The sequence below is a fragment of the Sphingobacterium sp. N143 genome, assembly GCF_030325625.1.
Lineage (GTDB): Bacteria > Bacteroidota > Bacteroidia > Sphingobacteriales > Sphingobacteriaceae > Sphingobacterium.
The window spans coordinates 396879-422444 of record NZ_JACAIS010000001.1 but is presented as its reverse complement, the minus strand read 5'-3'; the positions used below and the strand labels follow the sequence as shown (position 1 = coordinate 422444).

Here is a 25566-nt window from a genome sequence, read left to right as displayed (position 1 = left end):
TATTTAGATTTTCTTTTTCATAATTTTGGTTAAATGACTGACATCCGTCAATCCAAATTCTTCTGCGATCTCCTTTAAAATCATTTTGCCAGCAGTCATACGTTGCTGAATAAGCGCTCTTCTATATTGATGGATATACATCCTCAAGGTTAAGCCAACATGACGTTTAAAATAGGCCCCCAAATAATCCGTAGCTAAATTAAAATGAGGGGCCATGATTTCAGACCTTAACAAGTCGGGGTGGTATATATTTTTGTGGATATAACAGAACATTGCCTGTAGGTCGCTATTCCTATTATTATGCGTCTGCAATTCGGGCATATTGCGCATGAGTAAGGTTACAATACTAACGAGCTGATTCCATATTAAATCCTGATTGGCAAACGGGTCAGATTTTAATAATGCAATTACATTGAACAGGGAGCGAACGATGGGGCTGTCCTTTGCCGCCAGCGAAAAACCCGCGTGATGGGTTTCCCTGCTTTTGATCAAATATTCTAATTGCTGTATCTCCGTACCCGCCCCGTTTCTACTTCGATAAATATAGGTATCTGTAAATTTTAGGTAAATGAAATGTGTTTCCTCCTTAATTTCGAAATAATGATGTTCTTCAGGCCCAATGAAGAAAATGCTATCATTTTTGTAGGGTACGGCATTTCCATTAATCACATGTGTCCCAGCTCCATCCACAATAAAAATAAGCTCATAATGATTATGATTATGTTCGGGATGTGTCCATTCCTTTGTTTTCAATTCGGAAATAACAACAGGTTCAAATTGCCGATAGCGCTTCATTTCAGAAATGTACAAAATTATATCCGATTTTTACATCATTAAAAATGTCCCCACCTTTAATTTTGTTATCATCAAATAATAAGAAAATCAATATGGAAATCGCAAAAAATACCGCATTAATTGTTGGCGCCAATGGTGTCATCAGTACCCATCTCATTGCTCATCTCAAGGCCCTGGGCAATTGGGAAATCATTGGTTTGTCTCGTCGTGGCGGAATGGATACCGATCAGATCCGCTATATTGCTGTTGATTTATTGGATCCCATTGATTGTGCCGACAAATTAAGTTCATTAACAGGGATCACGCATATATTTTATGCTGCCTATCAGGATCGGGACAGTTGGGCGGCATTAGTTGAGCCCAATGTAGCGATGCTGGTCAATGTGCTGACAGCAATCGAGCCCATAGCCAAAGGACTGCAACATGTGAGTCTCATGCAGGGTTATAAAGTATATGGTGCTCATCTCGGTCCCTTTAAAACACCAGCCAAAGAATCTGATGCAGCTCCTATGCCTCCAGAATTCAACAGCAGTCAACAACACTATCTACAGCAGCAACAACTTGGTAAAACATGGACCTGGTCTGCGATCCGACCATCGGTCGTGGGTGGGACAACTCCTGGAAACCCCATGAACCTGGCTTTATTGATCGCTGTATATGCGACGATATCCAAGGAATTGGGGCTTCCCCTTCGTTTCCCGGGGAAACTCGGGGCTTATGATGCTTTACTTGAAATGACCGATGCATCACTATTAGCCAAAGCCACTGTTTGGGCAGCAACAAATCCGCAATGTGCTAATCAAGCATTCAACATCAACAATGGTGATTTATTTCGCTGGAAAGACCTCTGGCCAAAAATTGCCTCTTATTTCGGAATGGAAGCAGGTCTGCCCCAACCCTTAACGTTGCAGACAATGATGGCTGACAAAGAAAAACTATGGGAAGATATCAAACAACGTCAAGGCTTAGCCCATCATTATCAGGAAGTTTCTTCATGGGCTTTTGGCGATTTTGTGTTCTCTTGGGATTATGATTTCTTTGCCGACGGCACCAAAGCACGAAGGCTTGGTTTTCATGAATACATTGACACCGAACAGATGTTTTTTCAATTGTTTGATGAAATGCGGGCAAAACAAATCATCCCCTGATAGCCGCTTGTTTCTCCGGATAATAGTATATTCGGAGAAACAAGCTGTTTGAAACCATTCATCAGCTATGCCTGATTTTTAAGCCTCCGAAAGGTTCCTTCCAGTAATGACAATTTTAAAAAGAACCAATTCAACACGCAGCAATTAAATTAACATCCCAACTTATACAGGAAAGATCATTTGCTAAGGGTATGATCCACAACAATCAATTTACTTCTTGCTATTGGATGTTAAAAAGCGTTGTGTCAAATATTTCCGGACTGGAATATCATATATTCTTAGACAAAGATAGGCGAGAATGATACTTCCAATGACAACTGCTGAAGCGCCTGGTAATGATTCTTCAAAACTCAGGTTTTCATTTTTTACCCAGGCATAATATAGATAAATAAAAGGATAATGCACCATATATAAAGGATAAGAGATATCCCCGAGGAACTTACATAACCTTGTCGTAAAGATGCTGTTACTTTTTCCTGAGGCCCCAAATATCACAAGGAGTGGAAAGGCGATCAGGCAACATAAGGTATCGTACAATCCATTCATCCACATATTTTCTGTTCCACCAATGCGTGGGATAGCCAACAGTGAAACTAAAATAAGGCCACATATCCAAAATGTATTTTTAGTAGCGATAGGTTTAAATATCCTGGAAAGTAATAGTCCGGCTGAAAACGAAAATAAAAATCGTAAGGATCCGGCCGTAAACTCAATTCCTGTAAATGAAAATCCTGCGCAGATATCACCATATGGACCAAAGATAGCAAATGTTGCCAATCCTAGCCCGGCTGCAATGACAAAACCGATCAGCACTTTGTTGGAGAACCGCCGGATAATCAGCGCGTAGAGAAGAGTACCTATATACTCAAAAAATAAGGACCAACTGGGGCCATTTAAGGGAAACATTTCACCTACCCCCCTAACCTCCTGTCCAGGAATAGCCGGAATCAACAGCGCATTTAATAGTGTCGCAAGCGCTAAGGATGTAACCGTTACTTTAGATACATCCCATACGGAACAACCTTGGAAATAGAACATGACCGCTCCAATAATTGCTCCTAAAAACACCATGGGATGCAAGCGTATCATACGACGTTTAATGAAATTCTTGGTTGTCATTGTTCCCCATCGGTCGTCATAGGCATAACCAACAACAAATCCGGAAAGCATAAAGAAAAAGTCAACAGCCAGATATCCATGATTGATCCGTTGATCCAGATGACTAGTGGCAAAAGCTTCAAAGATATGAAAACAGACTACGGTAATTGCGGCGACACCACGGAGGCCGTCAAGCACTTTATAATGAGGTTTGGTATCGGCATAGACCGAGGCAGGGATTTCTGTAGTTGGCATAAAACGTCTTTGTTTATGGATTGATGTAGAATAAGGGGGTAAATATAAACAAATTTCAAGAAGCACCGCATGACAAAGCAAGGGCCCGATGATACATCGGCCCTTGCTTGCTAAACTATTTCTATCATTACTGTTTGGTACCTGCCAAGGTAGAAATACTTTTGGCTGGAATAGTTAAGTTATATATACCATTTGCACTTGGAGAAATAGCACTTGCCAGGTTCCAATGCCCACTGCTATTTGCCGTTGTCTGGTAGTTTGCTAGCTGACCACCTGTGACCCCAGAAAGCTGAATATCCAACGGTACCGCCGTAGTGCCAGGATTGGTGATAATGATGGTAAATTTTCCGGTTTGGGGATCTTTATAAGAAGATATCAACAAGCCATTTCCATTCTGAACCGCGACATGGATACGTCTATAGTCAGCTTTGACAAATCTCGAATAATGTCCCAGTACATCATAAGCTTTGGTAAATTCCAGTGAGCCATCACTTCTTGTACAAATTAGTGCTTCATTATTTTGAAATGCAAGCATCCCTAACCAAAAGATATAGGCACTGGCATCACAATCGGCAAGTAATTTATGCATATTGACAGCAAGTTTTAAACCACCTTCAATACCACTATCGTAGCTGCCACCATCATCAGACGCTTCAGTTACCCACATCGGTTTTCCTCCGGTCGAAAAAGTCCATTTTGATGGATTTTGATTACCCCCCCTTTTACCGCTTATAATTTCACTGATTTCAACATATCCATGTCCAGCCAAAATATCGATGTTGCTCCTATCCATTCCCGACAGGTAGGTATTTGCAGTCCCCCAGGCTGCGTTTTCAGAGGATATGATTTTTGTATTTTGCAAGCCTTCTTCCTGAAGTGCGGGTCTAAGATTATTGGTAATAAATTCGCCCAATTTATTAGAAGCCCAATAGGACGCATCCCAGTCGGAAAATACGTTTTCAGGTTCATTGCTGGGCGATATGGCATTAATGGTAATTCCTTCATTTTGATAAGCTTTGGCAAATCCTGCTAAATAACGTGCGAAAGCTGTTGAGGAGGTATTGAGGTTAAGCCCGTTGAACCATTTCCCACTGATGCTATTTGCTGTTCATAAATTTTTATTTATAATTAGTAATAAGAATTACCATCATAATATCATTTGGCTGGAAATTGTTTTGTCAAATTTCAAACAAATTATAATTTTTTTGAAATTAGATTACACGAAAACATAACACACTTCGAATGAATAGCGGCTAAGGACAGCACAGCCCTTCTGGCAAAAAAAATTGACATTTCACAAAATCAAGATGAAAAAAGCTATTGTGGTCACGAGAAACTGTAGACCACTATTTGGGACAATGTGGCGTATGGTCAGGGTAAAAATTAGGTCTTAAACCGGTAGGAAAAATGAAAGAAAAGAAATCAAGGTTTGGTTCATAAATTAGCCAATAAAATCATCCATGAAATACCATATCAAGTAATAAAAACCTACATAGGTTCCTGTACTGCTATGATTAACATGATTTAGATTGAATTTATTGGCTCTCTTATACTTATTAGATTGAACTGTCCAATAATTGATCGACATGTTCTCTGATGTCTTCTGGTAACATCAGATACACTGATGTTTTTAGATTATTTCTACTAGGTTCGCCATCAATGAAAATGTTCTTAAATCCTTCATTGAGCCATTTTCCATCGTCTTCTAAGTAGTTTTTATACCTTCTATCCAAATTCTCAATAATGTTTTTATTATTTTCCATTTGTTCCGTCATTAGTTCTATTGTAAACTGCATCTAAAAAATATTCGACAGGAAAACATCAACATTAATGCCATTCCTATTCCAAAATTTAAAATAAGGCTGGAAATGACATATTTTAAGTTTTCTTAACATTTCCCTTATCCAATTTCCAAATATGCATACGGACGATATTAGTCATCAAGGATAATAATATTTGTTTTATTTTATATTATTACTGATTTTTGTTTGGAAATAAATCACATGCCCATTAAATGGATAGAAATCAAGGGCATATTGTTTTTGATGTTTAATATTTATCTCTTAGCAAACCAGTTCATATGATATTAATCGCCGTATTGCTTCCTTGGTTATCCTTTTTTTTACGAGGTAAAATTTTCAGTGGAATTATTTGTTTGATACTTCAGCTCACGATTCTTGGCTGGTTGCCTGCAGCGATTTGGGCTGTTGCATCTCGGGTCGATGGCAAAAACAAAAAACGCATACAACGTTTGGAGCGAAGTATGCGTCATTAAAAACGCTTCCCCTCAGCTCGAGCATCACCTGCTGCTCTCAACAAAGTTTTTAAAATTCAACAGGACCGAATCTGTAAAGTTTTGCTGTACATCCAATGGCGTGGTAGGATCAGGTTCAAAAATCTCACGAATAATCGTATTGTTATCAATAGCTTGAAACTCCACCACACAAGACCTTCCCCCGCAATCACTTTCAATATATTCCATGGTCGTTATACGGGTGTATATTCCACTATAATTAAAACCGTCTTGACTATTTTTTTGCTCCATTCTAAAGTTAAACCGCCCGCCTTCCCTAAAATCGTTTGTAACTTCCGGGCAATGCCAATCATCAAATGGAACATTCCACTGTTTTATGGACTCGGGTCTGATCCAATGTTTCCAAACCATGTCAATCGGTGCTTCAACCAATATGACCGATACCAGATTATTGCTATGTTGCGCTGTTTCTTCCATGTGCTTTTTAGATTAATTCATCCCCTGCCACTCCTCATTTTCATTCCTTAAAACATATCATTCGGCTAGCGATACCTAGGCCAAGCTGCTCCTCTTCAAAAAATTATAATATGAAGACAGGTGATCATATTAAATGTATAGCTACAATATTAGTAAACAGGAGGTAAATTCCACTTGTCCTATGGCAATATCGCCATCTGTCATTGAATAAGCACCGCCCTGCCCAGAATAATACGGCTACACTGCAGATTATGGTATATTTATTGCAAGACAAGAACAGAACATATAAAAACCAATCCAAATGAAAAAAATAGCATATATGTCTTTAGGGCTCCTCTTCTTTACTTCCTGTAACAACCCGCAACAAGCTGGCACTTCTGAAAAAACTGAAAACCAAACTGAGGAAGAAGCTCCAGCTATCGGAGGTAGCAAAGATGAACACGGATGCCTCGTTGGGGCGGGTCAAACTTGGAGTGAGATCAAACAAGGCTGTATTCAAGTGTTCAACGTGGGCACCCGTTTGAATCCCGTTAAGCCTCAAGAAGGTGAAGCAATAATGAGTGCCTTTGTGGTGGCTAATGATGATAAGTCCAAAATTGAACTCTTCCTACCGGATGACAGTAAAAAAACGATTATCCTCGATAAAGGAGATCATAATCAGTACCAAAATGACATGTATAAATATGATGAAAACAATATGAGCTTATACATCAATGGTGAAATCACCTATAAAGGAAACAAGGAATAATTTCCCCGGTCTTTATGGAACAAATAAAAATGCCAATTAAACATTGGCATTTTTATTTGTTCCTACGGCATTGTTCAATACAACAGTCATCGCATCGAATTGGAATAATCAGCATGAAACTCCTGGAAAATTCAGTTCAGATGACCACGGTATTAATCCATTGGCAATATTTCCACTTCATACGGCCCTGTATACGCATTACCAACCATTTTATTCTCATTGATCGTGAGGTAGTATTGCCCAGTATCGCTAAATTGATATAGGAGTTCTTTTCCAAAAGGACCATCCGATGTACCATTTGGAAAGAGCAGCTGACTAATCCTGATGTTGGCGGTATCCATTGGGGACTTGACCAGAATATGGACCGAATCTGGTATATGAACAGAAAAACCAATGGTATCCGTATGTCCGGAAGTGAATTCTAGGTTTTTCGATAGTTGACCATCATTGAAAGTAATCCCTTTTTGTTCGGTTTTTAACTCCTCTTGAGCATTTTCTCCCGTTGTCTTTTCGCCTTGCTTTACTGGGGATTGACAAGCCGTATGGATAAGAAAAGCCAGGACGATGGAACTTATGGATGATAATTTATTCATAACTTTTACTTCATATAACAATTCTGCCAAGAAGTGGTTTTATTTTCAGCTCAGCAGCTGAAAGGTTCATACCTAAACCTGATGGTGTACCTCATTTCATCATGGATGCCAGGCCAAACGATTTACCGATTAATGAGGGGTATTGGCCGAGATTATCACCATCTGTTGAGCAAGCAGGAGGATTAAGAGCTATTATTTAAACAGTGCGATGACCTTTTCTATCGGCCGGCCAATGACTGCCTTATTGTCCTTTACTATAATTGGACGTTCAATTAAAATAGGATAAGCCAGCATGGCATCAATCCATTGCTCATCGGTCAGTTTCAGGTTGAGAAATCGCTCTTGAAATATGGGCTCTGTTTTTCTGATGAGCTCCAAAGGGTTCAGGCCAAGCTGATCCAATAGGTCAATCAACTGGGATTTTGTAGGAACATCATTTAAATATTCTTGCACTTCTATTTCAGTATCCTGTTGTTGCAAAAAATCCAGGGCTGCGCAACTTTTACTGCACTGTAAATTATGATAAATTTTGATCATGACCAAAAAAGGGATTATAGTGTATCTACATAAAAAGACACAGTCATTCGGTACCTCCAAAAGTAACAACTAAATTCTAAATCATGGATATAAAATAATCAGATTCTATTGCAGTAGCATAAACTGTTTTAGAAACTGAACCCCTGATGACGTACAATTGCTTCTATTTCTTTATTTTAGTTATATGAAATCAGCTGAAAGTGTAACAGAATTTTATAAAAGACAACCTGGATTATTGAATCCTGATTTGGCACTGAACAATACTGGAATTGGGCATTTCAATGTTTTTAGCAGAGCAACTTGTACTGTCGTATCCCCTTATAATCGCCGTGATTTCTATAAAACATCCCTTATTATTGGCCGTGGAAAATTATATTACGCAGATAAGTGGATACAGATTGATAGACCTGCCATGCTATTTGCCAACCCGGTTGTTCCTTATGCCTGGGAGCCGGAATCTACAGCTCAATCTGGCTGGTATTGTGTCTTTACGGAGGAATTTATACAGCATAGCGAACGGATGGACAGCCTGAAAGACTCACCACTTTTTAAGATTGGCAGTAACCCGGTCTATTTTCCGGACCAAATGCAATTAAAGGAGATCTCATCTATTTTCCAAAAAATGATGGCCGAAATGAATTCCAGTTATATCCATAAGGATGACATACTGCGAAGTTATTTACACTTGTTGATTCATGAGACCATGAAATCGAGTCCAGCCGAAAACTTCGGCTCTTATACCAATGCATCGACGCGGGTTTCGGGGCTTTTTCTTGAGCTGTTGGAACGGCAGTTTCCAATCCATACATTACAACTTAGCCTCCAGTTGAAGAGCCCTGCTGATTATGCCCACGCACTTTCGGTACATATCAACCATCTCAATAGGGCGGTCAAAGAAACAACAGGTAAAACAACGAGCACCCACATTGCGAATCGTGTAGCCCAGGAAGCCAAAGCACTCCTACTGCATACCAATTGGAATATTGCAGATATTGCTTACAGCTTGGGATTTGAATATCCCTCCTATTTCACTAACTTTTTCAAGAAACAAACAGGGATGTCGCCAAATCAGGTCAGAAACAGTACTGTTTGAATTGTATAACAATCTGTTTGATTGTCTTAAGTCTATTCGTGGGTTCCGTTATTAATTTTGTATTGAACTAAAAACGTCATCATGATGAAATATAGAAATCTTGGAACTACAAATGAAAAACTCCCCGCTATTGGATTGGGCTGCATGGGCATGAGCTTCGCTTACGGTCCTACAGATGAACAGGAAAGCCTTGCGACATTGGAAAGGGCCCTGGATCTTGGCATCAATTTTTGGGATACCGCAGATATGTACGGTAACGGGGCCAATGAAGAACTTATTTCAAAGATCCTCGTTCCCAATCGCGACAAAGTATTTATTGCCACCAAATTTGGCTTTCGTTTTAAAGATGGGGTTGCCGGCCCAAGTGGCACCGCAAGCACCTATTTTGATGGTTCACCGGCCTGGGTGAAAGTAGCCGTGGAAAACAGTTTAAAGCGACTTGGCATTGAAACAATAGACTTATATTATGCGCACCGAGTGGATCCCAATATTCCGATCGAGGAAACCGTAGGTGCAATGGCCGATCTGGTGAAAGAGGGAAAGGTAAGATATCTAGGCTTAAGTGAAGCATCAGCTGCTTCCCTAAGAAAAGCAAATGCTGTACATCCTATTGCAGCATTGCAGAGTGAATACTCCATCCTTACGCGTGATGTCGAAAAGGAAATTCTATCGACTGTACACGAATTGGGCATTAGTTTAATTCCTTATGCTCCTCTTGCCCGCGGACTATTTTCTAATGCATTGGATCTGGAAAACCTTGCTGCTGACGACTTCAGAAGAACCTTGCCACGCAATCAGGGAGCTCATGCACGCAATAACGCCCATTTGGTCGCCGAATTTTCCGAATTGGCCGCAGCTAAAAACTGTACAGCAATTCAACTTGCCCTCGCTTGGGTATTGGCACAGGGAAATGATATGATTCCCATTCCCGGAACTAAAAAAAGAAAATACCTGGAAGAAAATGTAAAGGCCCTTGATATACAGTTATCAGCTGCTGACCTTGAAAATATGGAGGCCATTCTGCACAAATATCCTAATATAGGAGCACGTTACAGTGAAGGGGCCATGGCTTTAGTCAACCATTAATCCGTTCTTTCAACTAAGAGTGGCTCGGCCACTCTTAGTTGAACCAATTTTCAATCCGCCATCCTGAAAATAGGTCACATCCACCCCCGTCCTTTTATATACTGCTCAAACTATGGCAAATGCTTACTCTGTCTGATCATATGAATTTCTGGGAAATGATATCAGGTTAATTTCTACAAGATCAAGCGCTCTGTATGGTATACAACATTATAATGTGTACATTGTGACATATTCTGAAGCGATTGAACTTCAACTAACCGAAATATATTATGCAGGAAAACAAGTATGATGATGTAGAATTCTTCAAAGAATACGAAAAGATGTATCGTTCACAAAAAGGACTTTTGGGCGCCGGAGAATGGCCCGCTTTTCAGCAACTTCTTCCCGACTTTAAAGGTAAAGATGTGCTGGATCTCGGCTGCGGATTCGGTTGGCACTGTCGCTATGCTATTGAAAATGGCGCCAACAGCGTTATTGGCACTGATATATCAAAGAGAATGCTCAAAAAGGCCAGGAAGATCAATCCCTCTCCAGGTATTGTGTATCAGCAGAAAGCCATGGAAGAATTGGTCTACCAGAACGAGCAATTTGATATCATTCTCAGCTCATTGGCTTTCCATTATATCGCGGATTTTGCGCAGATATGCAATAATATATTTCATTGGCTCAAACCTAATGGCCATTTCATCTTCTCGGTAGAGCATCCAATTTTTACAGCCCGACATGAACAAGACTGGATCTATGCAAAAAATGGAAATAAGCTGCACTGGCCAATAGATCATTACTTTACGATAGAAAAAAAAGAAACTAAATTTTTAGGTAATACAGTCACCAAATATCATCGGACACTTACCGCCTATTTTAACACGGTCCTTCAAGCTGGATTTACAATAAAAGCTTGCATTGAGCCACAGCCAACGGCAGATATGTTAGCTGTTTTTCCTGAAATGAGGGACGAACTACGACGTCCGATGATGCTCATTATTTCTGCCACAAAATAAGGGCTATGGACAAATTAAAGACTAGGGGAAAAACTGATTTATGTAACAAATTTGCAAAGCAATAGGAATTAATCGCATAAGTTAAGATTAAGAATTATTTTAGCTAGGACTTACTCAAAAAACATATACAAATTAAACAATGATCAACTTAAACCTCATCAAAAAGACGGCCTTATTCATCTGTTTTGCAGGTGTCCTTGTCGCCTGTAAGAATGATACAAACGAGCCTAATACATTGACCGAAAAAGAGCAGCATGAAGGATGGGAGCTTTTATTTGATGGTACTACGCTCAACAATTGGCATACCTACAACAATACTAAAAATGCACCAACACCTTGGGTCATAAAAAATGGAGCTATTTATTGCGACCCGAATAATGAGAGCCAGAAATACGATCTTGTAACCAATAAAGCGTATAAAAACTACGAGTTTAAATTCGAATGGAAACTTGAAAAAGAAGGTAATAGCGGGGTCTTCATCAATGTACAGGAAAGACCGGACATCAATGCTACCTATCACTCAGGACCAGAGTATCAACTGCTTGCCGACTCCCATCCGGACTTTGATAAACCATTAAAACGTGCTGGATGTTTATATACCTTCTTACCACAGCAAAATTTTGTCAATACCAGACCAATGGCGGAATGGAATGAATCACGGGTTGTTCAAAAAGATGGACAGGTTACATTTTACCTCAATGGAAAAGTAACAGCGGAGATGGATTTTAATTCACAAAAATGGAAAGATCTCGTCAAGCATAGTAATTTTAAAGATTATCCCGAATTTGGTCAGCACAGCAGTGGCAAATTGGCCCTACAGGACTGGTCCAGGGGAGTATCGTTCAGGAATTTAAAAATAAAACAGTTATAAGTATATAGTAATTACAAATTATTCGGTCCTGACCGATGGGTTTTGTCGAGCAAAGCGGATATGGGGAAGCTCATTGGATTTAAATGAATTTAACGTAATTCTATTCGTCTATCTATCCAGAACCAAGCTCTATTTTTACGAAATAAGCCATCTGGCGTCTGATAATTGTAGATAAGCTCTTCAGGGGTATTGAAATCGTAGTGGCGTAAATCCTCCTCCCGAACTTGGATGGGACGTAAGATGGCATCTTCATCATCGATAAAAATATCCGATTCAAAGAGTTTGATTTGGTATTTAGCGACCCAAGAAACGGCTGCTCCTTTATCCATTTTTTCCAATGCATTGGCAGCTTCCTGATATTGTTTCATCTCCCACGGAAGATCTTCCGGATAATGTGAAGCAACGTAGTCTTGGTAGATTTTCATGTCTCCTGTACGTAAACATTCATTCCGGAGCAACAACCTTGTTGTATCCCGTGCAAAACTAATATAATCAGGATGCATAAACAATCCGTACCGTTTTCTGTACAATGCTATCTTATCGACCAATTCCTGCCTCATAATTAAATTACCTCACAAAAATCGGCCCAACATACTCTTTTATAGTCAGTTTCAAATAATTATGTTAACGTATTTAAATTAGGAAGAAATAAAATAAGGACCCAAAGGAGGATTAAAATATTTTCAAGCCTATGATTCCGGCCACAATTAACGTGGCGGACAGCAGTCTAAATACATTCGCTGAATCGTTAAAAAAGACGATTCCGACCAGTAAGGTTCCTACAGCTCCCAATCCTGTCCAAACAGCATAAGCAGTGCCTATAGGAATGGTTTTTTGTGCATAAAATAGCAGTCCACCACTGATGGACATGGAAACTATGGCCAATACCACCCAACCCAATTTAGAGCCACCCGGGTGTTGCGCCATTTTTAAGCCCAGAGGCCAACCAATTTCAAAAATCCCAGCGACAATTAATGCAATCCAATTCATTTTCAATAGTTTAAAATTACACCACAAAAATACCGGGTTTATGTAGGCCATTTTTTGACTTAGATCAAAATCGTCTATAAACGTCTTATTCGGCTCAATGTCTCCTGCGTAATCCCCAAATAAGATGCAATATGACCAAGGTTTACCCTATTTAACAAGTTGGGCTGCTGTTTTATAAGGGAATGATAACGCTCTGTTGCCGATTCGGTATGAAGCGAAATGATCCGCTCTTCAAGCACAATACAGACCTCCTCCGCAATCTTTCGGCCTATAAAATTCAGCTCAGGGTATTTCCGATAAAGCTCATTTAAACTGTCTGCCGAGATGGCATAGATCTCTGTGTCTTCCAGAAACTGAATATTTTCAAATGAGGGCTTCTGCGTATACACGGGCAGTATCGACCCAAAAATCTGGTTCTCTTCTCCAAACCAGCTATTAAGTTCCTTTCCATTTTTAAAAAAATAGGCTCGAATCAGTCCCTTTTTAAGGACAAAATAACTGGATATATGCTGTCCTTCTTTTAAAAAATGTTCACCTTTTCTTTTAAGAAAATAGTTAGTTCTATCTTCAATATCCTGCTCAATTGCTTCCTGAAGACGCCCGTACTTCCTAAACTGTTCAACCAATGGATTCATTCCTTTCCTTTTTTAGGTATGGTACAGACTATAATGGGATGATTATAGCTGCCTTTACGGTCTTTCCGTTCCCATCATAATCTGTACAATGAGGATTGAATATACAAAACTTCAACAGATAAGCAGGCAATTAACTTCAAAACTGCTCATCCACAAGTTCTTTATTAGCCATGGCGCCAGCCAGATTGCCCGTTGCTACGGCATTGGCCACCGAGCGCATCATACTCGAATTGTCGCCACAGGCAAAAACCCCTTTTACACTCGTTTTTTGAAAATTGTCGACCATGATGTACCCCTGCTCAGTCAGCTCACAACCCAAGGAAACAGGAATGCCGGCATGCTGCCGAAATGGAACCGCGGCATATACAGCATCGAAAGCCATTTCTTCGTCATCATTGAAAATCACTTGTTGAACCCACCCATTCTTGTGCTGGATTTTACTGATTTCCTTTTCAACCACTGCTATGCCATGTGTTTTTAGCTTATCAGATTGTTCTTTGGTAAAACTGGCTTGGCCGGCAGTCAATATGGTCAGATCTTTAGACAGGTTATGAACTAAGGAAGCTAGATGCATCGCTCTTTCACCATTGGCCATAATCGCCGTTTTCCGTGTTTTGAATTCATACCCGTGGCAGTATGGACAATGAATGACCGAAATGCCCCAACAAGCCGCAAAGCCCTGAATTCTTGGCATGATATCTTCGATACCACTCGCCAAAATAAGTTTCCGGCTCTGATATTTTTCACCATTTTCAGTAAGCAGCTCAAAACCTTCTGCCGTCTTCACCCCACTCACAACAAATCCTTTCTGGAATTTCACTGTTGCATACTTCTCGACCTGTTCCTTTGCTTTTTTGGCGATCACTGATGGCTTTTCACCATCTTGTGTGATCAAATTATGGGAATGTGGCGTCTGCCAATTACAGGGTAGACCACTGTCAATAATTAACACTTGCCGTAATGAACGGCCCAATGCCATTGCTGCTGAGAGTCCGGCATAACTTCCGCCAATAATAATTACATCTAGCATTCTATCGTCCTTCATATTATTAAAAACTTATATTCGTTATTATTTTTTACAGGTAATCAAATAAAAGGGATAATTCTCCTTTACCTCATTGATCGCCAATAATCCATATGCATCAAACTCCGCGTGGATGGACTCTTCATCATAGAAGAACATCTTTACACCATTAAATAGCTCAAAGCGATCTTTGCCCACGTTTTGCCCCTGCCCATAGCTACTCGCCTTTTTTGATAAAGCGGTAAATATCATATAACCATCGTCAGACAGTTGATCAAAACAATCATGGATAAATTTCTTCCTATCCGCAGTGTCCAAAAGGTGGATCAGCGCATAACAATATATGCCTGCATATTTTTTTTGATCAAATGGCATTGCAGTGACGGATCCCTGATAGATGGTTACTTGGTGCCCAACATGCTTCTTGGCAAGTTCAATAGCAGTTTTTGATAGCTCTATGCCTGTAACCTGCATACCATTGTCTAAAAACAGCTTTGCATTCCGACCGTAACCAAAGCCAGGGATCAGGATTTCCTTCACGTTTTTCTCTAGAAAGAAATCTTTAGCTATAACTGTGGAGCTTGCAGGGGTATTACCCCACATCGCTCCTTTTTCTATAAAATTACGCTCCCAAAATTCCACTATTAATTACATTTTATATCATGAGGTGCCTAAGCACAATAATTTTTGCTGTTGCCAAACCTCGATTGCATGGCATACAACGAAGGTAGCATTTTTTAGTATTGCAACAATGTAGCAACACAAACAAATGCAATTAAATTGCAAATAGATTACATTTAAAGTCTTTTGCTGATAATGGTTATATATCAGTATTGAAAAAATCTAAATGCACAAGATATCTTTGTGACTAGAAAATATAGGCCCTTTAACAACATACAAGAATGAAAAACATACAGCATTTTTTGTCCGCTACACTACTCGCATTCTTACCGGCATCTGCTATGGCACAGCAGTTGGACCGGATGACTTGGTTTAACGAACCCACTGAATGGAAAGTTGCTGATCAGTCGCTTTCACTGTTTGTCACGCCAAAAAGTGACTATTGGCGCATATCACATTATGGGTTTACGGTAGATGATGCTCCTTTTTTCTATACCGAACGTGGCGGTGAGTTTGAAGTAAAAGCAAAGATTTCTGCAAACTATCAAAATCGTTTTGATCAAGCTGGTATTATGTTACGTATAGATCATGAAAACTATATCAAAGCAGGAATTGAGTTTGTCGATGGAAAATACAATCTTAGCACAGTTGTGACCCATCGGACGAGTGACTGGAGCATAATCCCCCTAGAAAAGGAAATATCTTACATATGGATCAAAGCCGTGCGCAGATTGGATGCAGTCGAGCTCTTTTATTCTTTTGATGATAAAGAATATGTTATGATGAGAAATGCCTGGTTGCAAGATAATCACCCTGTACGTGTGGGTATGATGGCTGCCTCTCCGGATGGTCATGGCTTTCAGGTCAAATTTGAGCATTTCAGCATTCAACACCTCGCAGACCAACGCCGGACAAAATGGTTAAAAGAAAATAGTGCTGACTAAAAATATTCCTACCTGTCAAAAGTTTTCGGCAGGTAGGATATCATCTCCCATCCTGTGGATATATTCTGTTAAACTCACGTACAGCTTCATGTGAATTTCGCACGCCCAATTTTTGAAGTATATTTTGCCGGTGCCGATTGACCGTATTGATGCTCAGTCCCAATTTGGCAGCAATATCCTTACTGATCATCCCCACTTGTATGCAGGTCAAAATTTCTTTTTCGCGTGTACTTATTACTTTTCTACTCTTTTGTTTGCTTAAGGAATAACTGGTTCCTGTCAACTGATTGAAGATGTAATTTTTGCTGCCTGTCGCCTCTTCCATATCGGGACATAAGGTGTAGCAGCAGAGGGCTAGCTGTGGAAATTTCTCCCCCGGAGCATCCAGATAGATAATCTGGTGTAACATCATCAGATTTTCCCCGTTCTTTCCTTCCATGCGTAATAGCGAGTTCGCTTGATAATGAAAGCGTTCCTTCAATGGTAGGTTTTTCACTAGGTCCAGCAACTGAAGTTCAAGCCCATGTTTTGTGGCAAGATCGTCCGGATGTATACGTTCTAAGAGAAAATCCTCCTAAATGCTATTAATTTCCAGCTGTCTTTCAGTCAGTGAAAGGGGTAACCGTTCGGCAATGGTCCCCATATAAGTGTAACTCCAATTTGCTGTCAGATCGCTCAGCACCACGATTCCGTTGTGTATTTCGGCATAAGCCTTTGCATATTGTTTATATTGCCTCAATACAGAAAGGTCTACCATCGTGTTCCGCAGTCCCTTCCCGATCAGATTTTTATTTAGTTTCTTTTTATTCTCCGATTCCATATCAGTACCATCCAAAGAAGTCCGATTTAAGCTTTATTGTTCTACAATTTCCCCCCCTACCCGACTAGCCTTCGTTTTTAGAAGGAGAGACCGATCCGGATATAGGGCAAGGTTGCTTCTTTACTGACCCCCAATACCCCCTGTATAGTCAACAGATCACCAGGCATGAAGTAAATGCCGCCACCGTAGCCCATATGCCAGTTGTCTGCATCCTCAGCAGTCATCCAAACACGCCCTATGTCATAAAAACCGATTGCACCTACCGTCCCTGGAACAATATAGGAGGAATAACTAAAGAGCTTTAAGCGCAGGTCAAAATTATTGTAAACAGCAGTCTTTCCTGTAAATCGTCTTGAGTTGAAACCACGTAAACTCATTTCGCCGCCAATTTGCGCATGCTGATAAAAATAAGGGGCACCCCATACGGCATCCAGACCTACCCTATTGGCAAGTGTAAGATGATCATTTGCCAAGGTCTTGTACACGCTCATGCTGTGTTGCCACTTGGCATATTTCCTAGCTTCGCCTCCGAGTTCTGCACGCCAACCCAGACGAGAATGCACATGTATACCGGATTTTGGATTGGCTGCATTGTCACGTGTATCATAGTCTATTCCGGCACCGATGCCCGTAAAAAAATTACTTCCGTAAATGGTTTCGGCAGGATATTGTTCATTGAATTCCTCAAAATATCGCCCGACATTGTTGGCCGCTTTACTGTGATAGTATTCCGAGGTAGAACCATAGAATAACTTCAGCTTAGGGCTAAGATATTTCTCCAAAAAGATATCGGCATTGACAATATCAAATCTATTTCGATAATAAGAGATCCCTCGCTCAGCGGACTTTTCAAAAACAGTCTTATTTCCATAACCAAAAAAGTTACTCAGATTTTTGGGGCCAAGGGATGAAAGATGAATAAATAGATCGTGCCCGGCAATCAGCTCCTTATAATTGCCCTTATAGTCAAACATAAATGACCTACGACCGGTAAGATAACTTGCCATAACCTGATGTCTATAGGCATAAGGCTTTTTTCTAAATCCTTGATTTTCTATCAGATATCCAAACCCAAAAATCAATCCTCGATCCACGCCATAATCTACATTAAGAATAGTGCCTTTTCGGTCATATACAAAATTATCATACTGAAACTGATGTACCGCGGTATCGTTGACCAAATTAAACCTGATCTTATTGGTTATTTGTTTTTCATCAAACGACTGACTTTTAGCATCATAAACATATACCTTTCGGCCATTTTCAAATTTTTCGCTACTATAATAACGCTCTGCGTCCTTGCCGCCGATTAATCTGAGTTTTATAGGAGAATGACCACTGCCATGTATTTTGTACTCATCCTGCCCCGCTATTCCATAAATTCTGATTTCTTTGGTTTCCCTTGGGAGAAAAGTCCGTTTTATGAGTTTCCGTCCTTCGGTACCATCTTTTTTCTTATTGTGGACATCGACCTTAATGGACCCATCTTTTTTATAATCAATATCAACAAATTCAGATTTGGCCGACAGCGGTAAGTCCACCACTTGTGCTAAAGAGCGGTAGTAAGTCATGCCAGTTTGCAATAGTTCATCCCTTCTCGACTGAATATTTCTTTCCAGTTCGGCAGCGCTCAACCGGGCAATGGTATCTGGCATCGCCAACATCCCTGCATGGATAAGCGAATCTGAGAGTGTCTGCTGCACAAATTTGATCTCTTCTACCCAGTCATTTTCGGTCAGGTGGTTGAGAAAAAAACGATCGAAATGACGCGCATTAAAATTCCAATGGGCCACATTTCGGATATGTGGGCTAAAAGGCTGCAAGTGTGCCTTCAGCCATTGGTAAGACAGCAAAACCGGAAATACACCAGAAGTTTTGTAATACACCTTATCCCGATCTCTAGGCACAGGTGTGTACACTTTCTTTCCTTTTTCCTTCTCTGGATCCCATCGCCAATTATCTTCATGTCTATCCCAGTCCCCCAATACAAAGTCCAGCATTCTGGCCCTTAAGGTTAATTTTTGATCAATTTGTGTATCATTGTCCGCTAAGACTTTTCGGATAACTTTTGCAGTGTTATCGGTTTTCTGCGCTTCGAAAGGTGTCCGTGCCTCAAACATGTAGGCCCTGTTCTTAAAAATCTGGCGATAGTCTCCTAATATTGGATCGTCGCCCACATAAACCAGCTCGGGTGATGCATATGGTATACCTAATGCCCTATTGAATGGAGGAACGGTCAACGCCCCAAAGGGATGTGCTATCGAAATCTGATCCTGAACAATATTTTTTGCGAATGTTTTCCGTAAGCTTTCGGGAAGACTGCGCTCAGGGTATTTCTGAATAGACCGCAACACCCACTCTCTGCCCCTAGGGTCTACCATTCGAAGGGATTGTGTCTGCATGCCGCCGCCAAGTTTAACGACCTGAAGTCCCCCCTTTTCATGTTCCAAATCCATTACACGCATCCTGACCGGGGTATTGTACAGCTTACGATAACTATCACCCAGCCAAAACCGGTGGACCAAACCAACCTGATCATATTCCGGCGCGATAACAGCCGTTATGCTATCTTGTTGTGCATGCGCATTTATCAGGCAACAACAAGCAATCAAAGTCAAGACTTTTTTCATATTTCTTCAGCAGGTGGCCAGCAAAATCAATTCCGGCATACCAGGGCAACACAGTTCTTATTTCGGCTAAAGTTCATATTTTAAAGCATACTATCAAAGATTTTCTGCTCCTTTTTGGTTTAAACCATAACTTTCATCATTTGGTCAGATCTGAACAATAAACTAAGACATGTCCATAAGCCGGCGATGATAGTTTATTTGACCCAAATGATATGTTAAATGGGTTGCTAAATGCACCAATATATATTCGGTTGTTGTTTTTTCTTCAAACACCAACACCGGATAAATTGTTTGGAGCTGCTCTTCTGTTAGTAAGTCCAATGCCCGATCAACAACGTCCATTGTTTCATCTATTTTCGCCAAGAGCTCTTTCCGAGAAATATCCTTCAATGAAAACTCCTCAGGTCTATTTCGAAGATAGCCGGTTTTTCCAATTTCCGCTCCAATATAGGTCTGTAAATTCCCGATTAAATGTAGACATAAGTTTCCAGCAGAATTTGTGATGTCTTTATCTATGCGCCATATATTATCTTCACTACGATAGTGTACAATTTCAGACTTTAATCTATTTAGGTCCCTATGGAAAAGAGTTTTTAATGTTCTTATAAGCATAATCTAATTGAATTTCCGGTTTAATTTTTTTTGTTCTTTATTGAGCGGCTAATAGGTTCTATCTTTAATTCATATAAAAATAAATACTATTTAAATAAATATCCGCATCCACCATAAAAAAGCTGGACCTTCGCCCAATGAGCCATTGTTAAAAGACTATTTTCAATTAATGACTTTTAGATGTCAATAATTAAAATAAAAAGTTAGAATTTTGTTTAACGCTGTTAAATTATTTATGAATTAAAACATGGGTAGTAAAGAACGTATACAACGTCTTAAAGACGAGAATCGGTCAAATATTCTAGATGCTGCACTCCAAATTGTCAAGGAAGAAGGGTGGCAAGCATTAAGTATGCGCAAAATAGCAGATATTATTGAATATACTGCTCCCATGATTTATGAGTACTTTGCCAATAAGGACGCGATATTAAACGAGCTCGCTAACCAAGGATATCTCTTGCTTGCCAAGAAAGTTAAACAAGCTAAAGTGACTGAAACAGACTTGGAGAAACAATTGGAAGCAATGTGGTTTAGTTACTGGGACTTTGCCTTTGAGGAGCGTGAATTATACCAGCTGATGTTTGGTGTAGGAACAGCATGCTGTGGATTTGAAAAGACCTATAAATGTGCTGAGTCACATGGCAGGTTGATCAGTGATGTCATCCGTGAAATCATGAAGGATAAAAATCCGCCCGAAGATCTAATCTGTAGAAAGTATTTTACGTACTGGTCCATCATTCATGGGCTCATATCTATTAATCTGGTCAATCAAGGCAATGGTGACAGCACCAATCAAGAAGTATTAAAGGATGCCATCTATGGTATCACCCGTTCACTTAAAGACTAATTTTTTTTGCATAAAAAAATACAACGTTAAAAAATCTAACACCGTTAAATACACCATAAACTCAATTTTTAATATCTCATGAAAACAAATGTATTACCAAGTCTTAAGCAGATTTACGTTCCGGCACTTAACAGTGTTAAACGAATTAATATCGTAAAGACGGCATATGTGCTTAGCGCAATCTTTCTATACAGCTGCTCAACTGGAACAAGCAAACCAATTGATGCGCCCCCGGTTAGCCTACCTGTAGTTCCGATTGAGAAGGGCAGTGAAACAGTCTACCAGGAGTATCCTGCAACCATTGAGGCCTCTGCCAACATTGAAATCAGACCTCAGGTGGAAGGAATCCTGGAACGGATCTATGTAGACGAGGGCGCCAAAGTAACGAAAGGTCAAGCTTTATTTAAGATTAATGACCGTCCTTATCAGGAGCAATTAAATCAGGCTAAAGCAAACCTGCTAGCCGCAAAAGCGACACTAGAAAATGCGGAATTAGAGGTCGAAAAGAAAACAAAATTAGTCAATAACAAAGTGCTGACTGATTTTCAACTAAAAACTGCCATCAGTGCACGTAATGCGGCAAAGGCCAATGTACAATTAGCGATATCTGCTGTTGAAGCTGCCAAGATCAATGTCGGTTATACATTGATCCGGGCCTCTGCTGAGGGTTATATTGGAAGGCTACAACGAAAACAGGGAAGTTTAGTTGGTCCCACCGATACAGAAGCCCTGACATCTCTTTCAAATGTCAAGGATCTGCATGTCTACTTCTCTTTGGGCGAAAATGACTTTATCGCATTCAAAAACAATACTGAAGGCCATAATCTACAACAAAAGTTAAACAACCTGCCCCCCATTAATTTGGTGCTTTCCGATCAAACCATTTATGATCAAAAAGGAAAGATAGATATGGTCGATGGCCAATTTGACAAAAACACAGGTGCCATCACTTTACGGGCTACATTCAGCAATCCTGAAGGTATTTTGCGCAATGGCAACACCGGCCGTGTCAGACTTCAAAAGAAATATGACCAAGCCTTATTAGTGCCACAGCTTGCTACGCTAGAAATGCAGGACAAGATCTTTGTCTACATTGTTGGCAAAGAGAATAAAGTTGTACAGCAACCGATCACTGTCATAGGTAAAAGCGGTTCAAACTATTTGGTAAGCAAAGGTATCAATGCGGGAGATCATATTGTCTATAAGGGCATTGACTTACTTCAAGATGGACAACAGATTACACCACAAGCTTTTTCAAAAGACAGCATCAACTAATATTATAAAACGACAAACATTATGCTTAAGAAATTTATAGAAAGGCCTGTCCTAGCCACCGTAATTTCCATATTGCTGGTCATTTTGGGAATTATCGGGATTCTAAAACTCCCCTTACAGCAGTTTCCCGATATTGCTCCACCAGCAGTACAGGTTACTGCCTTATATCCAGGGGCGAATGCCGAGACGGTACTCCGCGCTGTTGCTCCCTCCCTGGAAGAATCGATCAATGGTGTCGAAAACATGAGCTACATGAGCTCCACTGCGAGTAATGATGGTTCACTGATGATCACCGTTTATTTTAAATTAGGCACTGATCCTGATCAGGCCGCTGTAAACGTACAAAACCGTGTGGCTCAAGCGACCAGCCAGCTTCCTGCGGAAGTTGTACAGGCAGGAATTACAACTGCCAAACAGCAAAATAGCTTAATCATGGTATTGGACCTCTACACAGAAGATGAAGGTAAGTATGATCAGACTTTTATTACCAACTATGCGCAGATTAATATTATACCCGAGCTCAAACGTATCCCAGGTGTCGGACAAGCGATAGCATTTGGCGGTAGCAAAGACTATTCGATGCGTGTATGGCTTAATCCTAACCAGATGGCCGCTTACAAGCTGACTCCCGAAGAGGTTATGGCTGCTATCCAGGATAAAAATGTGGAAGCTGCCCCCGGAAAATTCGGGGAAAGCAGTCGTGAGGCTTTCGAATTTGTGATTAAATATAAAGGCAAGCTCAACCAACCCAGCGATTATGAACAAATCATTATTCGCTCAAATACAGACGGTTCAGTCTTGAGACTTAAAGATGTAGCACGAGTCGAACTAGGATCTTATACCTATGCGAGCCATACCCGCATTAATGGAAAAGCAGGGCTAAATATTGGTGTCATGCAATTAGCAGGCTCCAATGCCAACGAAATTCAGATTGCTATTCAGGAGTTTATGGAAAAAGCTTCTTTAAGTTTTCCAAAAGGCGTAAAATACCTTGTTTTATATAATACAAAAGATGCGCTTGATCAATCCATTAATCAGGTTAAACATACCCTTATCGAAGCCTTCATCTTGGTCTTCCTGGTTGTCTTCCTATTCCTTCAGGATTTTAGATCCACTTTGATACCTGCTATTGCGGTACCGGTGGCCATCGTAGGAACCTTCTTCTTCATGCAGCTTTTTGGTTTTTCGATTAATCTGCTGACCCTGTTTGCGCTGGTACTGGCCATCGGTATCGTGGTCGATGATGCCATTGTGGTGGTTGAAGCCGTGCATGCGAAAATGGAGCATAATAATCTACCGCCCAAATTAGCAACGACCTCGGCCATGAGCGAGATTACCGGTGCCATTATTTCCATTACGCTGGTTATGTCAGCTGTGTTCTTGCCCATTGGTTTTATGGAAGGCTCTACCGGGGTATTCTATCGACAGTTTGCATTTACGCTTGCCATTGCTATCGTTATCTCCGCGATAAACGCACTGACTCTGAGTCCCGCTCTTTGTGCGCTGTTTTTAAAGCCTATGCACCACACAAATGGGGAGAGGAAACAACTCAGTTTTAAAGAACGTTTCTTTACAGGCTTCAATGTTGGTTTTGAGCGGCTGACCAAAAACTATTTGGGGAGTCTACGCTTTCTAATTCGTTACAAATGGGTCGCATTTGCCGGACTTGGCATTACGTTATTATTGACCATTTTCATGATCCGCCGTACACCGACAGGTTTTATTCCTTCGGAAGACCAAGGTTTTATTGCAGTATCATTATCCATGCCCGCAGGAGCATCGCTGGACCGTACCTCTGGCGCATTGGCAGAAGCCGAAAAACAACTGCAACATGCAGACTTCACCAAAACATTAAACGTGTTGGCCGGATTCAATATTCTAACACAGTCGACGAGTCCATCCGCTGGGGTAGCCTTTATTTTACTTAAACCGCATGAAGAACGCGGAAAAATCAAAGATATCAATGCCATCATGGCCGATGTCAATCAACGATTGGCGAATATCAAGGGAGCAAACTTCTTTGTATTTACCTTCCCTACTGTTCCCGGTTTTAGTAATGTAGATGGCCTTGACATGGTTCTTCAGGATAGAACTGGTGGAAAGTTGGGTAAGTTTAGTACCATAGGGCAGAACTTCATTGGCGAACTGATGAAGCGGCCTGAAATCATGATGGCTTTTACCACCTTTAAAGCAGATTATCCGCAATATGAGCTGCAGGTTGATGATATCAAAGCGGAGCAGCTCGGTGTGAGTACCAAAAGTATTTTACAGACTATGCAAGCTTACTTTGGCAGTGCACAGGCCTCGGATTTCAACCGATTTGGGAAGTATTATCGCGTCATGGTCCAAGCCGATGCAAAAGATCGTAGCGAACCTACTGCCATGGACGGTATTTTTGTCAAAAACAGATTAGGCGACATGGTCCCAATCAATACACTCGTGAAATTGGAACGTGTATATGGTCCCGAAACAGCTTCTAGGTACAACTTATTTAACTCCATCGGGATCAATGCCATTCCAAAACCAGGATACAGTTCCGGCGATGCGATCCGTGCGGTGGAAGAAGTTGCCAAGCAACAACTACCAACTGGATTTACCTATGAATTCTCGGGTATGACAAAAGAAGAAATCGTTTCGGGCGGACAGTCCACTCTTATCTTTATACTCTGTCTGATTTTTGTTTACTTTCTACTGGCCGCACAATATGAAAGCTATATCATCCCATTGGCAGTTATCCTTTCTATTCCAACAGGTATTTTCGGTGTCTTCGCTGCCATCAGTTTAACAGATATCGCCAATAACATTTATGTGCAGGTCGCCTTGGTGATGCTCATCGGGTTGCTGGCAAAGAATGCTATTTTGATTGTTGAGTTTGCCATTCAGGGACGTAAACAGGGACTTTCTATTCCCAGCGCGGCACTGAAGGCGGCAAAATTGCGTCTGAGACCGATTATCATGACTTCGCTCGCCTTCATTGTGGGTATGATTCCCATGATGGTTGCTGTCGGACCTTCAGCACAAGGTAATCACTCGATCAGTATTGCCGCGGCAGGTGGCATGCTTACAGGGGTTATATTAGGACTCTTTATTATTCCTATTCTCTTTATTTTCTTCCAGTATATACAGGAGAAAATAAGTTCCGCGCCGAAGCAAGAGCAGCATGCAAAGGACCCCATTGCCGTGGAAATTCCTGTACATACAAATAACTAGTA

At 40.6% G+C, this 25566-nt stretch carries 27 protein-coding genes; 11 read left to right on the top strand and 16 right to left on the bottom strand.

Annotated elements, in window-relative coordinates; all coding sequences use genetic code 11:
- Positions 1-3: 3 nt before the first annotated feature.
- A complete protein-coding gene (locus HX021_RS01805; protein ID WP_286587876.1) occupies positions 4-810 on the bottom strand; it encodes an AraC family transcriptional regulator in 807 nt (268 codons plus the stop codon).
- A gap of 77 nt (positions 811-887) precedes the next feature.
- Between HX021_RS01805 and HX021_RS01800 the strand changes: the two genes are divergently transcribed.
- A complete protein-coding gene (locus HX021_RS01800) occupies positions 888-1943 on the top strand; it encodes an SDR family oxidoreductase (RefSeq protein WP_286587874.1) in 1056 nt (351 codons plus the stop codon).
- Positions 1944-2153: 210 nt separating this feature from the next.
- Here HX021_RS01800 and HX021_RS01795 read toward each other — a convergent pair whose 3' ends face one another.
- The 3 genes from HX021_RS01795 to HX021_RS01785 all read right to left on the bottom strand — a co-directional run bounded on the left by HX021_RS01795 (position 2154) and on the right by HX021_RS01785 (position 5092).
- A complete protein-coding gene (locus tag HX021_RS01795; RefSeq protein WP_286587872.1) occupies positions 2154-3296 on the bottom strand; it encodes an acyltransferase family protein in 1143 nt (380 codons plus the stop codon).
- A 127-nt stretch (positions 3297-3423) separates the two neighbouring features.
- Entirely contained in the window at positions 3424-4392 is a 969-nt protein-coding gene (locus HX021_RS01790) for a glycoside hydrolase (protein WP_286588515.1), read from the bottom strand.
- Between the two features lie 460 nt (positions 4393-4852).
- Positions 4853-5092 (bottom strand): hypothetical protein, encoded by a 240-nt coding sequence (locus HX021_RS01785; RefSeq protein WP_286587870.1) that lies wholly within the window; start codon positions 5090-5092, stop codon positions 4853-4855.
- Between the two features lie 284 nt (positions 5093-5376).
- On the opposite strand from HX021_RS01785, the gene HX021_RS01780 reads away from it, so the two are divergent.
- Positions 5377-5571, top strand: a complete 195-nt coding sequence (locus HX021_RS01780; protein ID WP_286587868.1) for a YqaE/Pmp3 family membrane protein — start codon at positions 5377-5379, stop codon at positions 5569-5571.
- A gap of 24 nt (positions 5572-5595) precedes the next feature.
- On the opposite strand, the gene HX021_RS01775 is transcribed toward HX021_RS01780, so the two are convergent.
- Complete coding sequence (locus HX021_RS01775) at positions 5596-6027, bottom strand: SRPBCC domain-containing protein (RefSeq protein ID WP_286587866.1); 432 nt, start codon at positions 6025-6027, stop codon at positions 5596-5598.
- 301 nt (positions 6028-6328) lie between these two features.
- On the opposite strand from HX021_RS01775, the gene HX021_RS01770 reads away from it, so the two are divergent.
- Positions 6329-6775, top strand: coding sequence for a hypothetical protein (locus HX021_RS01770; protein WP_286587864.1), 447 nt, complete (start codon positions 6329-6331; stop codon positions 6773-6775).
- Positions 6776-6927: 152 nt separating this feature from the next.
- Here the strand turns inward: HX021_RS01770 and HX021_RS01765 are convergent, their stop codons facing one another.
- Both HX021_RS01765 and arsC read right to left on the bottom strand, forming a co-directional pair.
- Entirely contained in the window at positions 6928-7368 is a 441-nt protein-coding gene (locus HX021_RS01765) for a hypothetical protein (protein WP_286587862.1), read from the bottom strand.
- 192 nt (positions 7369-7560) lie between these two features.
- Complete coding sequence (arsC, locus tag HX021_RS01760) at positions 7561-7905, bottom strand: arsenate reductase (glutaredoxin) (protein WP_286587860.1); 345 nt, start codon at positions 7903-7905, stop codon at positions 7561-7563.
- Between the two features lie 184 nt (positions 7906-8089).
- Between arsC and HX021_RS01755 the strand changes: the two genes are divergently transcribed.
- The 4 genes from HX021_RS01755 to HX021_RS01740 all read left to right on the top strand — a co-directional run bounded on the left by HX021_RS01755 (position 8090) and on the right by HX021_RS01740 (position 11956).
- Positions 8090-8998 carry a helix-turn-helix domain-containing protein gene (locus HX021_RS01755; RefSeq protein WP_286587859.1) on the top strand — a complete coding sequence of 303 codons (909 nt, stop codon included), beginning with the start codon at positions 8090-8092 and terminating at the stop codon, positions 8996-8998.
- A gap of 81 nt (positions 8999-9079) precedes the next feature.
- Entirely contained in the window at positions 9080-10084 is a 1005-nt protein-coding gene (locus HX021_RS01750; RefSeq protein WP_502958989.1) for an aldo/keto reductase, read from the top strand.
- 269 nt (positions 10085-10353) lie between these two features.
- Positions 10354-11085 carry a class I SAM-dependent methyltransferase gene (locus HX021_RS01745; protein ID WP_286587856.1) on the top strand — a complete coding sequence of 244 codons (732 nt, stop codon included), beginning with the start codon at positions 10354-10356 and terminating at the stop codon, positions 11083-11085.
- A gap of 139 nt (positions 11086-11224) precedes the next feature.
- Entirely contained in the window at positions 11225-11956 is a 732-nt protein-coding gene (locus HX021_RS01740; RefSeq protein ID WP_286587855.1) for a 3-keto-disaccharide hydrolase, read from the top strand.
- Between the two features lie 89 nt (positions 11957-12045).
- On the opposite strand, the gene HX021_RS01735 is transcribed toward HX021_RS01740, so the two are convergent.
- The 5 genes from HX021_RS01735 to HX021_RS01715 all read right to left on the bottom strand — a co-directional run bounded on the left by HX021_RS01735 (position 12046) and on the right by HX021_RS01715 (position 15247).
- Positions 12046-12516, bottom strand: a complete 471-nt coding sequence (locus HX021_RS01735) for a hypothetical protein (protein WP_286587853.1) — start codon at positions 12514-12516, stop codon at positions 12046-12048.
- A 112-nt stretch (positions 12517-12628) separates the two neighbouring features.
- Complete coding sequence (locus tag HX021_RS01730) at positions 12629-12946, bottom strand: DMT family transporter (RefSeq protein WP_286587851.1); 318 nt, start codon at positions 12944-12946, stop codon at positions 12629-12631.
- Positions 12947-13020: 74 nt separating this feature from the next.
- Entirely contained in the window at positions 13021-13581 is a 561-nt protein-coding gene (locus HX021_RS01725) for a Crp/Fnr family transcriptional regulator (protein ID WP_286587850.1), read from the bottom strand.
- 136 nt (positions 13582-13717) lie between these two features.
- On the bottom strand, positions 13718-14626 hold the full coding sequence (locus tag HX021_RS01720; RefSeq protein ID WP_286587848.1) for an NAD(P)/FAD-dependent oxidoreductase: 909 nt from the start codon (positions 14624-14626) through the stop codon (positions 13718-13720).
- 24 nt (positions 14627-14650) lie between these two features.
- Positions 14651-15247: a class I SAM-dependent methyltransferase gene (locus HX021_RS01715; protein ID WP_286587846.1), complete on the bottom strand. Its 597-nt coding sequence runs from the start codon at positions 15245-15247 to the stop codon at positions 14651-14653.
- Positions 15248-15507: 260 nt separating this feature from the next.
- On the opposite strand from HX021_RS01715, the gene HX021_RS01710 reads away from it, so the two are divergent.
- Positions 15508-16170, top strand: coding sequence for a DUF1349 domain-containing protein (locus tag HX021_RS01710; RefSeq protein ID WP_286587844.1), 663 nt, complete (start codon positions 15508-15510; stop codon positions 16168-16170).
- A gap of 40 nt (positions 16171-16210) precedes the next feature.
- On the opposite strand, the gene HX021_RS01705 is transcribed toward HX021_RS01710, so the two are convergent.
- The 4 genes from HX021_RS01705 to HX021_RS01690 all read right to left on the bottom strand — a co-directional run bounded on the left by HX021_RS01705 (position 16211) and on the right by HX021_RS01690 (position 20232).
- Entirely contained in the window at positions 16211-16666 is a 456-nt protein-coding gene (locus tag HX021_RS01705) for a response regulator transcription factor (protein ID WP_286587842.1), read from the bottom strand.
- Positions 16667-16744: 78 nt separating this feature from the next.
- The gene (locus HX021_RS01700; RefSeq protein WP_286587841.1) at positions 16745-17005 is read right to left on the bottom strand and encodes a hypothetical protein; all 261 of its coding nucleotides are present in this window, start codon (positions 17003-17005) and stop codon (positions 16745-16747) included.
- A gap of 62 nt (positions 17006-17067) precedes the next feature.
- Positions 17068-19620, bottom strand: a complete 2553-nt coding sequence (locus HX021_RS01695; RefSeq protein ID WP_286587840.1) for a BamA/TamA family outer membrane protein — start codon at positions 19618-19620, stop codon at positions 17068-17070.
- A gap of 162 nt (positions 19621-19782) precedes the next feature.
- Positions 19783-20232, bottom strand: coding sequence for a DinB family protein (locus tag HX021_RS01690; protein ID WP_286587839.1), 450 nt, complete (start codon positions 20230-20232; stop codon positions 19783-19785).
- Positions 20233-20479: 247 nt separating this feature from the next.
- Between HX021_RS01690 and HX021_RS01685 the strand changes: the two genes are divergently transcribed.
- The 3 genes from HX021_RS01685 to HX021_RS01675 all read left to right on the top strand — a co-directional run bounded on the left by HX021_RS01685 (position 20480) and on the right by HX021_RS01675 (position 25564).
- Positions 20480-21079: a TetR/AcrR family transcriptional regulator gene (locus HX021_RS01685; protein WP_286587837.1), complete on the top strand. Its 600-nt coding sequence runs from the start codon at positions 20480-20482 to the stop codon at positions 21077-21079.
- Positions 21080-21157: 78 nt separating this feature from the next.
- The gene (locus HX021_RS01680) at positions 21158-22354 is read left to right on the top strand and encodes an efflux RND transporter periplasmic adaptor subunit (protein WP_286587836.1); all 1197 of its coding nucleotides are present in this window, start codon (positions 21158-21160) and stop codon (positions 22352-22354) included.
- A 21-nt stretch (positions 22355-22375) separates the two neighbouring features.
- On the top strand, positions 22376-25564 hold the full coding sequence (locus HX021_RS01675; protein ID WP_286587835.1) for an efflux RND transporter permease subunit: 3189 nt from the start codon (positions 22376-22378) through the stop codon (positions 25562-25564).
- The last annotated feature ends 2 nt before the right edge of the window (positions 25565-25566 follow it).

Excerpts from the sequence above, each read along its gene's own strand:
- HX021_RS01800 (WP_286587874.1), top strand. The coding sequence starts at position 888 with ATGGAAATCGCAAAAAATACCGCATTAATTGTTGGCGCCAATGGTGTC.
- HX021_RS01795 (WP_286587872.1), bottom strand. The coding sequence starts at position 3,296 with ATGCCAACTACAGAAATCCCTGCCTCGGTCTATGCCGATACCAAACCT.
- HX021_RS01785 (WP_286587870.1), bottom strand. The coding sequence starts at position 5,092 with ATGCAGTTTACAATAGAACTAATGACGGAACAAATGGAAAATAATAAA.
- HX021_RS01780 (WP_286587868.1), top strand. The coding sequence starts at position 5,377 with ATGATATTAATCGCCGTATTGCTTCCTTGGTTATCCTTTTTTTTACGA.
- HX021_RS01775 (WP_286587866.1), bottom strand. The coding sequence starts at position 6,027 with ATGGAAGAAACAGCGCAACATAGCAATAATCTGGTATCGGTCATATTG.
- HX021_RS01770 (WP_286587864.1), top strand. The coding sequence starts at position 6,329 with ATGAAAAAAATAGCATATATGTCTTTAGGGCTCCTCTTCTTTACTTCC.
- HX021_RS01765 (WP_286587862.1), bottom strand. The coding sequence starts at position 7,368 with ATGAATAAATTATCATCCATAAGTTCCATCGTCCTGGCTTTTCTTATC.
- arsC (WP_286587860.1), bottom strand. The coding sequence starts at position 7,905 with ATGATCAAAATTTATCATAATTTACAGTGCAGTAAAAGTTGCGCAGCC.
- HX021_RS01755 (WP_286587859.1), top strand. The coding sequence starts at position 8,090 with ATGAAATCAGCTGAAAGTGTAACAGAATTTTATAAAAGACAACCTGGA.
- HX021_RS01750 (WP_502958989.1), top strand. The coding sequence starts at position 9,080 with ATGATGAAATATAGAAATCTTGGAACTACAAATGAAAAACTCCCCGCT.
- HX021_RS01745 (WP_286587856.1), top strand. The coding sequence starts at position 10,354 with ATGCAGGAAAACAAGTATGATGATGTAGAATTCTTCAAAGAATACGAA.
- HX021_RS01740 (WP_286587855.1), top strand. The coding sequence starts at position 11,225 with ATGATCAACTTAAACCTCATCAAAAAGACGGCCTTATTCATCTGTTTT.
- HX021_RS01735 (WP_286587853.1), bottom strand. The coding sequence starts at position 12,516 with ATGAGGCAGGAATTGGTCGATAAGATAGCATTGTACAGAAAACGGTAC.
- HX021_RS01730 (WP_286587851.1), bottom strand. The coding sequence starts at position 12,946 with ATGAATTGGATTGCATTAATTGTCGCTGGGATTTTTGAAATTGGTTGG.
- HX021_RS01725 (WP_286587850.1), bottom strand. The coding sequence starts at position 13,581 with ATGAATCCATTGGTTGAACAGTTTAGGAAGTACGGGCGTCTTCAGGAA.
- HX021_RS01720 (WP_286587848.1), bottom strand. The coding sequence starts at position 14,626 with ATGAAGGACGATAGAATGCTAGATGTAATTATTATTGGCGGAAGTTAT.
- HX021_RS01710 (WP_286587844.1), top strand. The coding sequence starts at position 15,508 with ATGAAAAACATACAGCATTTTTTGTCCGCTACACTACTCGCATTCTTA.
- HX021_RS01695 (WP_286587840.1), bottom strand. The coding sequence starts at position 19,620 with ATGAAAAAAGTCTTGACTTTGATTGCTTGTTGTTGCCTGATAAATGCG.
- HX021_RS01690 (WP_286587839.1), bottom strand. The coding sequence starts at position 20,232 with ATGCTTATAAGAACATTAAAAACTCTTTTCCATAGGGACCTAAATAGA.
- HX021_RS01685 (WP_286587837.1), top strand. The coding sequence starts at position 20,480 with ATGGGTAGTAAAGAACGTATACAACGTCTTAAAGACGAGAATCGGTCA.
- HX021_RS01680 (WP_286587836.1), top strand. The coding sequence starts at position 21,158 with ATGAAAACAAATGTATTACCAAGTCTTAAGCAGATTTACGTTCCGGCA.
- HX021_RS01675 (WP_286587835.1), top strand. The coding sequence starts at position 22,376 with ATGCTTAAGAAATTTATAGAAAGGCCTGTCCTAGCCACCGTAATTTCC.